The organism is Butyrivibrio sp. AE3004 (genome assembly GCF_000703165.1).
Taxonomy (GTDB): Bacteria; Bacillota; Clostridia; order Lachnospirales; family Lachnospiraceae; genus Butyrivibrio.
In genome coordinates, this window is the sequence record NZ_JNLQ01000002.1 from 1,318,700 (window position 1) to 1,334,784 (window position 16,085).

Sequence of the window (16,085 nt, forward strand, 5' to 3'; positions counted from 1 at the left end):
TACGAAGCGAGATCAGAACTACCTTGTGAAGTAAGATCATAACTTCAATTAAAATTAGGGTTTTTTAGAGAGGGTTTTATCGGGGAATCGGTTTTCCGATTCCCCGTATATTTTAGGAGATATTTCAGCATAATAAGGGGCAAGGGACTTGTATTGTAAAAATATATTTCTCTTGCAGCTAAAAATTTTAAGGAGAACAAAAATGGAAAAGAAAAAGAAGATGAGCCTTTTAGCTAAGCAGAGAGCTGCAGGCTGGTTATTCCTTGTTCTTGCATCCGCGATGATAATAGTAATGAGTTTCTACCCGATGGTACAGGCGTTTATTACTTCTTTTAAGACGGGTACAGGTAAGAACTTCAAATGGGCAGATCCCTGGAATTATAACTACATCAGAATGTTTCAGGATAAGATGTTCATGAAATCTGTTGGAAACACATTTTTATATCTGATCATTCAGGTGCCGATCATGCTTATTCTTGCAATACTTCTGGCACAGCTTCTGAATAATAAGGATCTTAAGTTCCGCGGACTTTTCCGTACTTGTGTATTCCTTCCTTGTGCAGTATCACTTGTATCATATGCACTTATTTTCAGATCAATATTTGCTACTCAGGGTCTTGTAAATATTATTCTTACAAACCTTGGCATTATTCATGAAAACATTAACTGGCTTGGCCAGACTAATACGGCGAGATTCGTTATTATCATAGCGCTGATATGGCGCTGGACAGGATATAACATGGTATTCTATCTTGCCGGACTTCAAAATATCGAATATTCAGTGTATGAGGCAGCTAAGATTGACGGCGCTAACGCATGGAAAACTTTCTGGTACATGACTGTTCCGCTTCTTAAGCCTGTAATTATCATGACATTCATCATGTCAATAAATGGTACACTTCAGCTCTTTGATGAGTCAGTAAACCTGACAAACGGTGGACCTGCAAATACAACAATTACAATGTCTCATTACATTTACAATAACTCATTCGGACAGGGTGTTGCTAACTTCGGTTATGCATCTGCGATGTCATTCTTTGTACTTGTACTTGTTGCAGTACTTGCTGCTATCAATTTGAAAGTAGGTGATTCACGTGACTGAGAAAAAGAATAGAAGTGCCATTCAGAGAAGGCTAATTCCTACATACATTTTTTTGATAATAGTATCATTTTTCTCCGTGTTTCCGCTTTTTTGGATGATCACGGCAGCAACCAACCAGACTGTTGATGTATCAAGAGGTAAAATCTGGTTTGGTAATTACATGGTTCAGAACTTTAATAACCTTGTAAACAGTTCCAATCTGTGGAAGTCTTTTGGAAACTCAATTTTATATTCAACAGTTCAGACTATCCTGTGCATATTTATCTGTTCTCTTGCAGGATATGGTTTCGAACTTTATCATGACAAAGCTAAGGATATACTGTTCGCAATTCTTCTTATGGCAATGATGATTCCCGGAGTTGCTACAATGATTCCGTTGTTCACCATGATGAGTAAGATGAAGCTTCTTAATTCAGTATGGGGCTTTGCACTTCCGGCAATATCTACTCCGTTTATGATAATGATGTTCAGACAGAACTCGCGTAATTTTCCTCCGGATATTATGGAGGCTGCAAGAATTGACGGACTTTCCGAAATGATGATTTTCTTCCGTATGTATATGCCGGTAATGAAATCTACATATGCTGCAGCAGCGGTTATTACATTTATGAATTCCTGGAATGCTTATCTGTGGCCGAGAGTAGTTATGACAGATAACAGAGCTCAGACAATGCCTATGCTTATTGCCAACCTGGCAGGTGGCTACACAATTGACTATGGTATGCTTATGATGGGTGTTTTGTTCTGCTCATTGCCTACAATGATTGTATTCTTTGTTCTGCAAAAGCAATTCACGGAAGGTATCACAGGATCAGTTAAGTAATCACCTGGTGAACGACTTGGTTCTTCGAGGAACATTATAATCATTTAGCGAGCGTAGGAGAAAGCTGAATAAATTCTTTCCCTACGCTTGATTTTTGCAATAATTACTGTAATAAAGGGGTATTTTATGAAAGAGTTTCAATATGAGATAGTTAAAAATCCTGAAATCTTCCAGCAAAACAGATTACCTGCGCATTCTGATCATATAGCATATAAATCAATGGCAGAGCTTTTAGCAGGAAAAAACAGTTATAGACTGAGTCTTGACGGAGTATGGCATTTTCACTATTCAAAAAATATAAATGATGCACCAAAAGCTTTTTGGGAAAAAGACTATGATACAACCGGCTGGGACAGAATTAATGTACCGGCTCATATTCAGATGGAGGGATATGACAGACCGCAGTATGTAAACATTCAGTATCCCTGGGATGGTTCTGAAGATATAAGACCCGGTGAGATACCGCAGAGATTTAATCCGGTTGCAGATTACGTAAAGCTTTTTACGCTTCCAAAGGATTTTAAGGGCGAAAAAATCTGTATATCTTTTCAGGGTGTTGAGAGCGGTTTTGCTCTGTGGCTTAACGGAAAATATATTGGATACAGTGAGGATACCTTTGATCCGTCTGAATTCAATCTTACGGATGCACTTATAAAGGGTGAAAATAAGCTCGCTGTCAGAGTATTTAAATGGACCTCCAGCAGCTGGTGCGAGGATCAGGATTTCTTCAGATTTTCCGGAATCTTCAGAAGCGTTTATCTTTATGCGGTTCCAAAGGTACATGTTTCTGACCTTACCATAGAGACACAGCTTTCTGATGATTTTAAAGTGGCAAGTCTTGCAATAAATGCTGCAACCTCCGGAAATGGTATGATGGAACTTAAACTTTTGTATAAAGGAGAAAAAGTTCTCGAAGGAAAAATCCCGCTTTCATCATCAGGCACAACAACAGGAAGCTGTGACTTTGAAAAAATACATTTATGGAGCGCAGAGGAACCTAATTTATATGAACTTTATCTCACCATTACAGATGCAATGGGTGTAGTATATGAAGTCATTCGTCAATATGTTGGCCTCCGCAAATTTGAGATGAAAAACGGAATCATGCAGCTTAACGGCAAGCGTATTGTGTTTAAGGGTGTAAACAGGCATGAGTTTAGTCATGTAAACGGTCGTGTTCCAAGCAGAGAAGAGCTGATTCAGGATGTTGTTACTATGAAAAAGAACAATATCAATGCGATAAGAACAAGTCATTACCCTGATGATTCAGCACTTTATGAACTATGTGACATCTATGGACTTTACATGATAGCTGAGAATAATCTCGAAACACATGGAACATGGGAACCATATGAGCGAGGCATAGAGACTGAAGATTTTATTCTTCCGAAGGATAAAGAAGAGTGGAAGGCTATGATGCTTGACAGAGTGGATTCATGCTTCCACAGAAATAAGAATCATCCGTCTATTCTTATATGGTCAATCGGAAATGAGTCATTTGGCGGAAGTGTTCCGTATGCTATGAGCAGACGTTTTAAAGAGCATGATAAAACCAGACTTGTCCATTATGAAGGACTGTTCCATGACAGACATTTTAATGACACATCTGATATGGAAAGCCAGATGTATCCTCCTGTATCGGCTATTAAAGAATTTTTGAAGAATGAAAAGGACAAACCTTTTATCTGCTGTGAATATACTCATGCAATGGGAAATTCCTGTGGCGGAATGCATCTTTACACCGATCTTACAGATACTGAGCCAAGATATCAGGGTGGCTTTATCTGGGATTATATCGATCAGAGTATTTTGAAGAAAGACAGGTACGGTAAATATTTCGAAGCCTACGGCGGAGATTTTTATGACAGACCTTCGGATTATAATTTCAGTGGAAACGGAATCGCTTATGGTGACAGAACGGCTTCGCCCAAGATGCAGGAAGTTAAGTTCAACTATCAGAATATTTCTGTAGTATTTGAAAAGAACAAATTTAAGGTTATAAACAAGAACCTTTTTGTAAATACAGACTGCTTTGACACAGCACTAATTCTTCTTGCAAACGGTGAAAAAATATTAGAGATGCCAATGGAATGTGAAGTTAAGCCTTTATCCAATAAAGCCTTCAGCATTCCAAAGGAAATAATTGGAGCCATGATGGAGTACGAAACAGGATATGCGCTCACTAGCGGGACTCTTGAATTTGTACTTACTGTGTCCTTTAGTCTTAAAGAGAAAACAATTTGGGCTGATGCAGGCCATGAAATAGCATTTGGACAGACCGTTATTAAAAAGATTTCAAAGCCGTTTAAGTGTGCAGAAAGCTTAAGGATTGTTCACGGAAAGAATAATATCGGAATTCATGGCGATAATTTTTCTGCTTTGTTTTCAACTATGGGGGCAGGACTTTGCTCATATGTGTTTGCAGGCAGAGAGATGATAGAAAAAGCACCTTCGCCGAATTTCTGGAGAGCGCCTAACGATAATGATTGCGGAAGTATGATGCAGCAAAGATACGCTCAATGGAAAATAGCAAGTATGTATGCTTCCGTAAAGGGTAAGCCTGATGCACCGATGACATTTCCAAAGATTACTGAAGGTAAGAATAGCGTAACTATTGAGTACACCTATTATCTGCCTACCACACCGGAGTCAGAATGTGTCGTTACATATGAAGTATTTGGTGACGGAACAATTAAGACAGAGATGAATTATGATGCTGTAAAAGGACTTCCGGATATGCCTGAGTTTGGAATGCTTTTCAAACTGAATGCTGATTATGATAATCTCACCTGGTACGGCCTTGGAGCAGAGGAAACTTATGAGGACAGAAAACGTGGCGGAAAAATCGGTATATACAAAAATAAAGTAGCCGATAACATGGCTAAATATCTGGTTCCTCAGGAATGTGGAAACAAGTGTGATGTCAGATGGGCAAAAGTAACAGACCTCAAAGGAAGAGGAATGGAGTTTTACGGAGATAATATTTCATTCAGCGCTCTTCCTTATACACCTCATGAAGTTGAAAATGCGATGCATGCATATGAACTTCCACAGGTTCATTACACTGTTGTTCGTGCAGCAATGCAGCAGATGGGCATTGCGGGGGATGACAGCTGGGGAGCAAGACCTCTTGCGGAGTTCAGATTACCTGCTGAAAAGAATCTAAAGTTTACCTTCTGGTTTAAGGGGATTTGATCGCTAGGGGCTGCATATATTGATAAGACCAAGGAATTACCTTAAATATCAGAAATAATAAAGCATCAAAAAAAATAGAGCCCTCATCCGTTTGCGCTGCAGATTGATGAGGGCTTTGATATCTCGCCATACACATTGTCAAAATGCCCTTTTTGTGGTATATTTGTTAATTGGCATAGGTTCTTTTTTGAACGAAATTCAGAAAAACTTTTTGCTGAAAAATTACTAATTGATCGGAGGCATCCTTGCTTAAGACTTTTTCCATAACTGACATAGGTCAGAAACGAAAACTGAATCAGGATTATGTATTTTCCTCCGAGAGACGGATCGGTAATCTGTCAAATGTATTTATCGTAGCTGATGGAATGGGCGGTCACAATGCCGGAGATTATGCATCAAAGTTTACAGTTAATACAATGGTTGAAGAGATTGAGAGATCTTTTGAACAGAATCCGGTACGCATTCTCGAAAATGCAATTAAGATAGCTAATCAGAAACTGAGAGCGAAAGCTGCTGAAGATGAGCATCTTTATGGCATGGGAACAACAGTCGTTGCAGCAACCGTTATGGGGCGTTATTTACAGGTTGCTAATGTGGGGGACAGCAGACTGTATGTCATAGGTGATGATATCAGACAGATAACCCGTGACCATTCATTGGTACAGGAGATGGTGCGAGCAGGTGGTCTTGATCCTGAAGAGGCTCGTACTCATAAAGAGAAAAATATCATTACTCGCGCAATTGGAGCTGATGATACTGTAGATGTGGATTTCTTTAATGTTGAGCTCGAAAAGGGGGATATCGTGCTCATGTGTTCCGACGGGCTTACCAATATGCTTGAGGATCAGGAGATTCGCATGATCGTCAGTGGACAACGCGATATTATAGAGAAGGCACAGAAGTTAGTGGATATGGCAAACCAGCATGGCGGTAAGGACAATATCGCTGTTATCCTGATTGAGCCTTTTGCTGACGGAGGAGCTGAATGATTAAGATAGGAATGATGATCGGAGACCGTTATGAGATCCTTGAAAAAATAGGGACCGGCGGTATGTCTGATGTTTACAGGGCAAAAGATCATAAATTGAACAGGCCTGTTGCCGTAAAGGTTTTAAAACAGGAATTTTCAGAAAATGACAATTTTGTTTCGAAATTCCGAGTTGAGGCCCAGGCTGCTGCCGGACTGATGCATCCTAACATTGTTAACGTGTATGATGTTGGAGATGAGAACGGCATCCATTATATTGTAATGGAGCTTGTTGATGGTATTACCCTTAAGAGATATATAGAGAAGAAATCAAGGCTTTCGGTGAAGGAGGCAGTCAGTATTGCGATTCAGGTTGCAATGGGACTTGAGGCTGCCCATAATAATCACATTATTCACCGTGATATCAAGCCTCAGAATATAATTATTTCGAAGGAAGGAAAAGTTAAGGTTACGGATTTTGGTATTGCTAAAGCTGCAACCAGTAACACTATTACTTCCAACGTTATGGGATCTGTTCACTATACATCACCTGAACAGGCAAGAGGTGGTTATTCCGATGCCAAGAGTGATGTATATTCCCTTGGTATTACTCTTTTTGAGATGCTTACAGGGCGACTTCCGTTTAACGGTGATACAACCGTTGCAATAGCTATTAAGCATATTCAGGAAGAATTGCCTTCGCCTGCTGAATTTAGTGATGAGATACCTATCAGTGTTGAAAAGATAGTAATGAAGTGCTGTCAGAAGAGCCCTGACAGAAGATATCAGAGCGCGGCAGAGCTTATTACCGATTTGAAAAGATCACTTATTACTCCGGACGAGGATTTTGTAAATCTTGTTGATCCTGATGAAGAGAGTGCAACAAGAGTTGCTTCCGAAGCTGAAGCAAAGAGCATTGGAAGTCTGACCGACACAGAGCAGATGAGACTTAACTCTGATGTTATGCGTGAGTATGAGAATCATAAGAGACATAATCAGGATTATGGCAGACATCGCAGTGATGATTATGAAGACGACGAGGATGCATATGACAGAAGAGGATATGTTGACAGTGCCAGAATCGAGCGACTTACAATCGCTCTGGCAGTGGTTGGTGCGGTTCTTGTCGGAATAATAGTTATTATTCTCGTAGGTAGGAGTATTGGAATTCTTGGAGATACTACAGAAGAGGAGTTTCAGACAGAGAGTATAACCGGCGAAGCGGTTGTTGTTAACGGAATACAGATTCCTGATGTTACAGGTCTTTCATATGTTGAGGCTGTTACAGCATTGAAGGATAAGAACTTCAAATTTGAAAAAATAGAAGATGACGACAGCTCTCTTGCAAAGAACACAGTTGTTTCTCAGGAGCCTGAGGGCGGACAATATGCTGAGAGCGGATCAACTGTTAAGATTACCGTAAGCACAGGAAAAGGAGCAGAGTCTTCAGCACAGGCTTCAACTGCTGATGTTGCTGCTGATGCTTCAACCATCGCTTCGACGCAGGAACAGGATACGAAGGTATCTGTACCTAATCTGGTAGGTCTTTCAATAGATGAAGCGGTAGCAACACTTTCTGAAGCAGGCCTTGCTCAGGGCAGAGTTGTTGATGTAAATAATGATACCTATGGTGTGGATATTGTTACAGCTCAGAGCCAGCCGGTTGGAACGAAAGTAGAACCCGGCACTTCAATAGACATGGAGAAGTCTATTGGTCCTACAAGCGTTTCCTATAGCTTTTCAGGAGATATAGCAGCTCCCACAGAAGGGCAGAACTATACTAATGGAGTATCTGTTCATGTGTCTTTTGTTACAGCTGATGGGACATCACTTTTGGATACAACAACTGCTTCATTTCCTATTACAGGAGTTATTCGTACCGGACTTACTTCTGCAACAGGTGTGATAACTTTTACTTATACCGCGACCAGCCCTGCTACAACAGATGAGTATGGTAATGTAATCGAGGGACATACTGAAGAGTATACGGTAACAAGAGCAGTTACATTTACACAGAGTTAACTATAAAAATATAATTGCACAACCTGGGAGCACCTATGAAGGGAAGGATTGTTAAAGGAATTGCCGGCTTTTATTATGTTAATACAGGAAGTACCAAAGTTTACGAATGCAAAGCCAAAGGCATTTTTCGAAAGGACAATATAAAGCCACTTGTTGGTGATTATGTTGATATTGAAATAATTGATGAGGAAGCCGGAACCGGCAATATTTCAAAAATATTGCCCCGGCGGAACGAACTTATAAGACCGCCGGTCGCTAATGTCGACCAGGCGGTTGTTCTGTTTGCGATTGTTAAACCTGATCCGAATTATAATGTTCTGGATAAATTTCTTATACAGATGAGAAGGAATAAATTACCTGTAATCATCTGTTTTAACAAGCAGGATTTGGCATCCGAACAGGAACAGAAGGAGCTTATGGATGCTTATGAAAAATGCGGTTATGAGGTTATTTTTATAAGTGTACATGAAGGAGCCGGTATAGACAGGCTTTGCGAAAAGCTAAAAGGGAAAACATCAGTGGTTGCAGGACCAAGTGGTGTTGGAAAATCATCATTGTTAAATAAGCTACATCCTGAAGCTGATATGGAAACCGGTGAGCTTAGTAAAAAAATATCTCGCGGACGTAATACTACCAGACATTCCGAAATGTTTTTTATTCCGGCACTATCAGATGAAGAGAATTCTACATACATTTTCGATACACCCGGTTTCACATCGCTTGCATTAAAGGATATAACTCCGGAAGAACTCCCGTATTATTATCCTGAATTTGAGCAGTATGAACCGTATTGCAGATTCGGTGGCTGCAGTCATATAGCTGAGCCTGACTGTGGAGTAAAGACAGCGGTTAAAGAAGGCGAGATATCAAAGGTTCGCTATGATAACTATAAGATTATTTATGAAGAATTAAAAAATGCGAAGCCAGTATACAGATAATTAAAAAGGAGATGATTCTATGCGCATAAAGTTAAATAATAAGACTATTTCTGCTGAGATTGATACACATGGAGCGGAGCTTAAGAGTGCGAAAATTGGTGACAGGGAATATATGTGGTGCGGTGATGCAAAATTCTGGGGTCGTACATCACCTGTTTTGTTTCCGTTCGTTGGTGCAGTTGCGGAAGGAAAATACCGTCATGATGGTAAAACCTATGATATGGGACAGCATGGCTTTGCCAGGGACTGTGAATTTGAATGTACTGAAAACACTGACGATAAAGCTGTTTTTGTGTTAAAGTCCGATGAAAACACTTTGAAAAAATATCCCTTTGATTTTGAACTTCAGATTTCTTACGAGCTGAAGGATAATACAATATCTGTAGCATGGCTGGTTAAGAATACAGGCAGCGCTACAATGCCTTTTTCAATAGGAGCTCATCCTGCATTTAATTGTGAGCTTGACGAAAAGGGAACGCTTGAAGGAAACAAGGTTATTCTCGGAGATAGCGAGGTTGGACAGGAAGCCGGTAAAAAAGATATTTCTTATTCCGGGAAATCACTGATTATCAGAAAGTTCCATGATCCGCTTGCAGCTAATGAGACTTATGAATTCACTCCTGAAGATGGTAAAATAATTGTTGATGAGCATACCTTTGATGGTGGTGCAATAATACTCGAAGACAAGCAGATTACAAGCGCCGGTATTATGGATGCTGCAGGGAATATATTTGTAAGGGTTGACTTCGAGGCTCCGCTTATAGGTATATGGTCACCTACCGGGAAGAATGCACCTTTTATTTGCCTTGAACCCTGGTATGGAAGAGCTGACGCAGAAGGATTTAATGGTGAACTTTCGGAAAGAGAGCATGGACAGCTCCTGTCAGCAGATGATACCTTTGACGCAAAGTATACAATAAGTCTTTTTGAATAATTTTAAAAGCGCTCATTAGCTGAGCGCTTTTTTTCTTTACATTATTTTCAACATGAGTGTAAAAGCTTCATAAAACTGATTCAATGTGGATTTGGAATCACCATCATCTGTAAGTACTTTATAAATCATTGAAATAGTATCGATTGTATTGATTCTTGACTTATCAGCAATTACAATAGGTGCTCCCGCATCAGAGACGGTTGCATTTATAGCTGATATAAAGGAAAAGCCTTCACTGCGAAGTCTGTCATTTAGCATTATTTCACCGGCAAGAACTCCGAAAGGAACTGCAATATTACGGGCGACTTCCTCAGTCACAATATTTTTTTTCTTCAATCCTTTTATCTGTTCAATAACATTATCCAGCTTTGAAAGAGAAGCTCTGTCATGAGCATTTAATTCAATATTTGCCATCTTATCACACATAACGATGGCACTGTCTATAAGTTCTTTTATTTTTTCATCCGGTACAGTAATTTTTTTTTCGTGATCATTCATTGCAATTTAATACCTCATGTTTCCTGATTTTTGTTGATGATGCTTTATTTCCATCAAGGAAAGTATAGCATATATATTCGAAATCTGTATTATAATCATCGGAAAAATGTACAAATACAAAAATGTGCACATATAAGAGTGAGAAGACAGGATGAAAATGTTTAAAAGTGCACAAAAATTTCGTTCAAAAAAGCAATATATGAGTAAATACGTGCAATAACTGGTAAGTGCGCTAAAACAATTATTGCTAGAATTGATTTGCTCGAGCAAGTTATATGGGAGGTAAAGCGCAATACCTTACATGCAAACGTACAAAAGCCGATATGGAAGAAGAAAGGGGTAGCAATGAAAAAGCGTTTAACGTTTTTATTGTCTCTTATGATGGTTGGGGGGCTAATCATAGGAAACGGAACAGACACGTTAGCTGCAAGCGTAGTAGGAGGAAGCTATGTTAAAGGGGATAACGAGAATAACCCGGTAGTTTCTCAGAACTACGGCGCAGATCCGGGAGTTATGGTATATGATGATACAGTTTATATCTATGCTACAAATGATTCTCAGGAACTTGCAGGTAATAACGAAAATACTTATGGCAAAATCGACACATTAAATTGTTATTCTTCTAAAGATCTCGTGAACTGGACAGATCATGGCAGCTTTAAGATTGCCGGAAGCAGCGGAGCAGCAAAGTGGGCAAGAAATTCATGGGCACCTTGCATCACAAGCAAGAAGATTAACGGTAAGGATAAATTCTTCCTTTATTTTGCAAATAATGGAAGCGGAATCGGTGTTTTGACAGCTGATTCACCCACAGGACCCTGGAAGGATCCTATTGGAAAAGCACTTATAACAGGTGCGACACCCGGATGCAGCGGAGTTACATGGATGTTTGATCCTGCTGTACTCGTTGATTCAGACGGGACAGGATATCTTTATTTTGGTGGCGGAATACCGAATAATCAGTATGCACATCCCAAGACAGCAAGAGTTATAAAACTTGGCAGTGATATGATAAGCGTTTCCGGGTCTGCAGCAACCATTGATGCACCGTATCTGTTTGAGGATTCCGGAATCAATAAGATTGGCAACAAGTATTACTACTCCTATTGCTCAAACTGGAATTGCAGCGGTGGATTAAACAATGCAGCCATTGAATACATGACAAGTAACAGCCCGATGGGACCTTTTACATATCAGGGCGAGGTTATGAAAAATCCCGGTGTGTTCTTCAATGGTTCTACAGGTAACAACCATCACCAGATTTTTGAATTTGGCGGACAGTATTACCTTGCTTATCACACAAGATCTGTTGAGTCAAAAGTAATAGGTAAGAGCCTTGGTTACAGAACAACTCAGATTGATAAGTTAAGTGTATCAAATGGTAAGATCAGTTCCCTTACACCTTCAATGACCGGTGTATCGCAGACTTCATATGTTGATCCCTATTCAGCTGTTCAGGCTGAGACAATGTTTACTCAGTGCGGAATAGGTGTATCAGGAAACGGTGATGGTACTGCATGGGTTGACAGTATTTCTAACGGTGATTACACAAAAGTTAAGGGAGTTAATTTCTCAAAAGGACTTAGTTCAATTACGGTTAGCGTAAACAGCAGAGGCACAGGAACGATTCAGGTAAGAGAGGGAAGTCCAAGCGGTAACCTTCTCGGTACCATAAATCTTTCTAATACAAATAACAAGAATACAGAGTTTACAGGCTCTATGAAGAATGTTACCGGAGTTAAAAACATTTGCTTTGTATTCAACGGAAGCTTTGAGTTTGATTATTGGAAAGCAACTGCTCAGGGTGAGACAGCAGGCGGTAATCAGGGTCAGAATGATAACCAGGGTCAGACTCAGGGCGGAAATGACAGCCAGGTAAATAATAATAAGGTTGAGTGCGAGAACATGACCAAGAGTGGTCAGTATACAGGCACTATTACAAGTCCTTTTAACGGTGCTGTCCTTTATGCAAATAAAGATACGGTTAGCTTTGACCAGTACTTTGCATATGGCACTCATAATTTTACACTTCGTGGAGCATCAGATAGTAAGAACATGGCTAAAGTCGACCTTAAGATCGGCGGAGAGTCAAAGGGAACCTTTTATTTCGGAGATGAATATCCCGCAGAATATACTATAGAGAATGTCAGCCATGCTACAGGAGCAACTACTGTAGAGCTTACGGTTACATCTGATGATGGAACTTGGGATGCATATATCGATTACCTTACATGGGACAGCGGCCAAGGTCAGTCTCAGGGTGGTAATCAGTCTGCTGATCAGGGTGGTAACCAGGGTGGAAATCAAGGCCAGGGACAGGCACTTAATCCTTCAGACCTTACACTCTTAAATACCTACGGACATACCTTCGGCTACTCAGGAACCTGCATCAATCTTTATCAGCTTCGCGATGTCAATACACTGGCACTGCTGAAGAAGAACTATAACAGTATTACGCTTGAAAATGAGATGAAGCCGGATGCACTTCTTGGCGGTTCAGCAAAACTTATTTCCGTTGCGGATGCAAAGAATCGCGGATACTATATTCCGGATAATTACAAGGAAGCATATGTTCCTCAGATTAATTTCAATACAGTTGATGAAGTTATGAAGATATGCTATGAGAATGGACTTAGAATGAGAGCCCATACCCTTGTATGGCATTCACAGACACCAAGTTGGTTCTTTAGAAACAATTATGCAGGAAACGGTGGATTTGTAAATCAGTCCACAATGGATGCCCGTCTTGAAATGTATGTAAAGACTGTTATGAATCATGTTTACTTAAGTGATTACGGCAGTGTTGTATATGCATGGGACATTGCAAATGAAATCCTTCATGCAAGCAATTCCGGTTGGGAAGCAGTTTACGGCAATAACAAGACAAATGCATCATATGTAAAGAAAGCATTTACTTATGCTTATCAGACACTTGATTATTTTGGTCTTGCAGGTAAGGTAAGCCTTTTCTACAACGATTACAACACATATATGGAAGTTAATGATGTAATCAAACTTGTAAATTACATCAACTCAGATCAGAAAATATGCTCAGGTGTTGGTATGCAATCTCACCTCGGAACTAACTATCCTTCTCCGGATTACTATACTCAGGCTCTCAAATCCTTCCTAAATGCCGGATTTGAAGTGCAGATCACAGAGATGGATATTACAAACAAGGGTGATAATGATCTGTCTAACTACGTATATACTCTTTACAAGAACATAAATGCACTTAAGAAGAATGGAAGTAAGATTACAGGAATTACATGGTGGGGACTTTCAGATCAGGTTACCTGGATCAATAATGCAAAGCCGCTTCTTTTCAGCACACCTACATCAAAGAAACCGGCATATGATAAGGTAATCCAGGCTTATACTGAAGCGTTCGGTGTACCTTCAACAGGCTATACACCTGAGCCGCTTCCTACACCCAAGCCTTCTGATGATCCTCAGCAGGAAAATCCTCAGCCGGCTGATGAACCTGCAAATACAGGTGACAATCATGATGCAGCACGTATTAATGATGGCTGGTATTATCTTAAGAATACACTTTCTCAGAAATATCTTACTGTTGAAGGAAACAGTGCTGATGGATGGGTAAATGTATGCATCAGCACAGGAACAGGCGTTGATGGACAGAAATGGTATGTTACAAATACAGATGATGGATTTATTACACTTACAAGCAAACTCGGTAACGTAATGCTTGATGTAGCAAACGGTGAAAATGAAGATGGCGCAAACATCGGAATTTATCAGGGTTATGGCGGAGATGCCCAGAAGTTTGTAGTAAAGAAGACAGATAACGATGGTATATATACAATCGCTACAAAAGCTTCAAACGGAACAAAGAACATTGATGTTTATGAGCATAAGACAAGCGACGGTACTAATGTGTGTCAGTGGACTTACTATGGCAATCCTAATCAGCAGTGGCAGTTTGAGCAGATAAATGAGGAGCAGAACAGTGGCAGCCAGGAACAGCCTGTAAATGAAGAACCTGCTACTGATCCTTGGCAGGAAGACCCTCAGCCTCAACCGGAGCCTTTGCCTGTACCGGAACCTCAGCCTCAACCGGAGCCCACACCTGTAGAGCCCGAAAATCCTTTATCAGGCGCTCTTGACCTTGAGTATTCAATCAATAATTGGGGTAGCGGCTACCAGGTTAGCTTTAAAATTTCCAATAATTCCGGAAGTGATGTTAACACCTGGACACTGAAGCTTAAGAAGAGTGATATAACAATCGGTTCAAGTTGGAATGTAAGCGTAACAGAAGACGGTGATTATTTTGTAATAACACCTGTAGACTGGAATGCACATCTTAGCAATGGACAGAGCATTGAGTTTGGTGTACTCGGTGATGGCTCAATCGGTAGTACTATCGGATATACATTAAATTAAAAAATCTATTTAGTCTAAAGAGGGCTGCTGCACAAAGTGTTGGCAGCCTTTTTTATCTTTTAATTGTTTTTTAGTATCTATGAAAAAAATTCAATTAAAGGAATAATCTATGCTATAGTATATGCTGTATTATGACAGCAGTACTAGGCAACAGACCGGTATGAGTCAGATAAAAACAAGCATTAAATAGGTGAGGAGAGAGTTAAAAAATGACTATATTACAGCTTAAATATGTAATTGCAATCGATGAAGAGTGCTCTATGAGAAAAGCTGCTGACAGATTATATGTATCTCAACCGGGACTTTCCAGTGCGATCAGGGATCTTGAAAAGGAGCTTGGTATTCAGATTTTTGAAAGAGTCCACAATGGAGTTGTTACGACATCCGCAGGTGCCTCATTTATAGCTTATGCAAGAAACGCGGTGGAACAGTTCGAGAAAGTTGAAGACAAGTATCTCAACACAAAAAATGACAAGCCGACTTTTTCGGTTTCGATGCAGCATTACACTATTGCCGTAAATGCATTTATCGATACCGTCAAAGAATACGACCTTGATGAATATCAGTTTTCAATAAAGGAAACTCAGACAGGCGAAGTCATTGAAGATGTAAAAAACATGAAGAGTGAGATAGGAGTGATCGCTCTCAGTGATTTTAATAAGAATACATTCAAAAAAATATTTGCAGATGCATCACTTGAATTTCACACTTTGTTTACGAGGAATACCTATGTTTACTTAAGAAAGGACCATCCTCTTGCAGATAAAGAGGAATTGTCTCTTGAGGAACTTCAGGATTATCCCTGTATGGTATTTGATCAGGGGGATAACACTTCTTTCTACTATAGGGAAGAAGCACTTGCTACTTACGATTACAAAAAAATAATAAGTACCAATGAGAGAGCTACATCAATAGAACTCATGCTGGGACTTAACGGCTACGCTGTAGGAGCTGCAATGCTTGGTGACAGCCTTAATTCTTCCGATCTTACTCATATAAAATTAAAAGAGGAAGAAAATCTTACTTTCGGGTACATTATCAGAAAAGGGGCACAGCTTAGTGAGATGGGACAGAGATTCGTTGAGAAGCTTGAAAGCCATGCACAGACAGACTAAAAAAATTATGATTTCGTGCTAAGTACTTTGTTCAAATAAAAAAAGTCGGAACCGAAATTAGCAAGGTTCCGACTTTTTTTATTGTGC

10 protein-coding genes are annotated in these 16,085 nt (G+C 39.9%); 9 read left to right on the forward strand and 1 reads right to left on the reverse strand.

Going from position 1 to position 16,085, the window contains the following annotated elements; all coding sequences use genetic code 11:
- Nucleotides 1–202 precede the first annotated feature (202 nt).
- The 7 genes from BV60_RS0108890 to BV60_RS0108920 all read left to right on the forward strand — a co-directional run bounded on the left by BV60_RS0108890 (nt 203) and on the right by BV60_RS0108920 (nt 9,981).
- Nucleotides 203–1,102, forward strand: a complete 900-nt coding sequence (locus tag BV60_RS0108890) for a carbohydrate ABC transporter permease (protein WP_029321042.1) — start codon at nt 203–205, stop codon at nt 1,100–1,102.
- On the forward strand, nt 1,095–1,925 hold the full coding sequence (locus BV60_RS0108895) for a carbohydrate ABC transporter permease (RefSeq protein WP_029321044.1): 831 nt from the start codon (nt 1,095–1,097) through the stop codon (nt 1,923–1,925). The genes BV60_RS0108890 and BV60_RS0108895 overlap by 8 nt, the downstream gene beginning before the upstream one ends.
- Before the next feature lie 126 nt (nt 1,926–2,051).
- Entirely contained in the window at nt 2,052–5,120 is a 3,069-nt protein-coding gene (locus BV60_RS0108900; protein WP_029321045.1) for a glycoside hydrolase family 2 TIM barrel-domain containing protein, read from the forward strand.
- A 245-nt stretch (nt 5,121–5,365) separates the two neighbouring features.
- A complete protein-coding gene (locus BV60_RS0108905; RefSeq protein WP_026509747.1) occupies nt 5,366–6,109 on the forward strand; it encodes a Stp1/IreP family PP2C-type Ser/Thr phosphatase in 744 nt (247 codons plus the stop codon).
- On the forward strand, nt 6,106–8,109 hold the full coding sequence (pknB, locus tag BV60_RS0108910; protein ID WP_029321046.1) for a Stk1 family PASTA domain-containing Ser/Thr kinase: 2,004 nt from the start codon (nt 6,106–6,108) through the stop codon (nt 8,107–8,109). The genes BV60_RS0108905 and pknB overlap by 4 nt, the downstream gene beginning before the upstream one ends.
- 35 nt (nt 8,110–8,144) lie before the next feature.
- Entirely contained in the window at nt 8,145–9,047 is a 903-nt protein-coding gene (rsgA, locus tag BV60_RS0108915) for a ribosome small subunit-dependent GTPase A (RefSeq protein ID WP_029321048.1), read from the forward strand.
- A 19-nt stretch (nt 9,048–9,066) separates the two neighbouring features.
- Nucleotides 9,067–9,981 carry an aldose 1-epimerase family protein gene (locus BV60_RS0108920; RefSeq protein ID WP_029321050.1) on the forward strand — a complete coding sequence of 305 codons (915 nt, stop codon included), beginning with the start codon at nt 9,067–9,069 and terminating at the stop codon, nt 9,979–9,981.
- Nucleotides 9,982–10,017: 36 nt separating this feature from the next.
- On the opposite strand, the gene BV60_RS0108925 is transcribed toward BV60_RS0108920, so the two are convergent.
- Nucleotides 10,018–10,479: a hypothetical protein gene (locus BV60_RS0108925; protein WP_029321052.1), complete on the reverse strand. Its 462-nt coding sequence runs from the start codon at nt 10,477–10,479 to the stop codon at nt 10,018–10,020.
- Between the two features lie 381 nt (nt 10,480–10,860).
- Between BV60_RS0108925 and BV60_RS23485 the strand changes: the two genes are divergently transcribed.
- Nucleotides 10,861–14,883: an endo-1,4-beta-xylanase gene (locus BV60_RS23485; protein ID WP_242840965.1), complete on the forward strand. Its 4,023-nt coding sequence runs from the start codon at nt 10,861–10,863 to the stop codon at nt 14,881–14,883.
- Nucleotides 14,884–15,092: 209 nt separating this feature from the next.
- On the forward strand, nt 15,093–15,998 hold the full coding sequence (locus tag BV60_RS0108940) for a LysR family transcriptional regulator (protein ID WP_029321054.1): 906 nt from the start codon (nt 15,093–15,095) through the stop codon (nt 15,996–15,998).
- Nucleotides 15,999–16,085 lie beyond the last annotated feature (87 nt).

Coding starts and splice junctions, on each gene's coding strand:
- BV60_RS0108890 (WP_029321042.1), top strand. CDS start 203: ATGGAAAAGAAAAAGAAGATGAGCCTTTTAGCTAAGCAGAGAGCTGCA.
- BV60_RS0108900 (WP_029321045.1), top strand. CDS start 2,052: ATGAAAGAGTTTCAATATGAGATAGTTAAAAATCCTGAAATCTTCCAG.
- pknB (WP_029321046.1), top strand. CDS start 6,106: ATGATTAAGATAGGAATGATGATCGGAGACCGTTATGAGATCCTTGAA.
- rsgA (WP_029321048.1), top strand. CDS start 8,145: ATGAAGGGAAGGATTGTTAAAGGAATTGCCGGCTTTTATTATGTTAAT.
- BV60_RS0108920 (WP_029321050.1), top strand. CDS start 9,067: ATGCGCATAAAGTTAAATAATAAGACTATTTCTGCTGAGATTGATACA.
- BV60_RS0108925 (WP_029321052.1), bottom strand. CDS start 10,479: ATGAATGATCACGAAAAAAAAATTACTGTACCGGATGAAAAAATAAAA.
- BV60_RS23485 (WP_242840965.1), top strand. CDS start 10,861: ATGGTTGGGGGGCTAATCATAGGAAACGGAACAGACACGTTAGCTGCA.
- BV60_RS0108940 (WP_029321054.1), top strand. CDS start 15,093: ATGACTATATTACAGCTTAAATATGTAATTGCAATCGATGAAGAGTGC.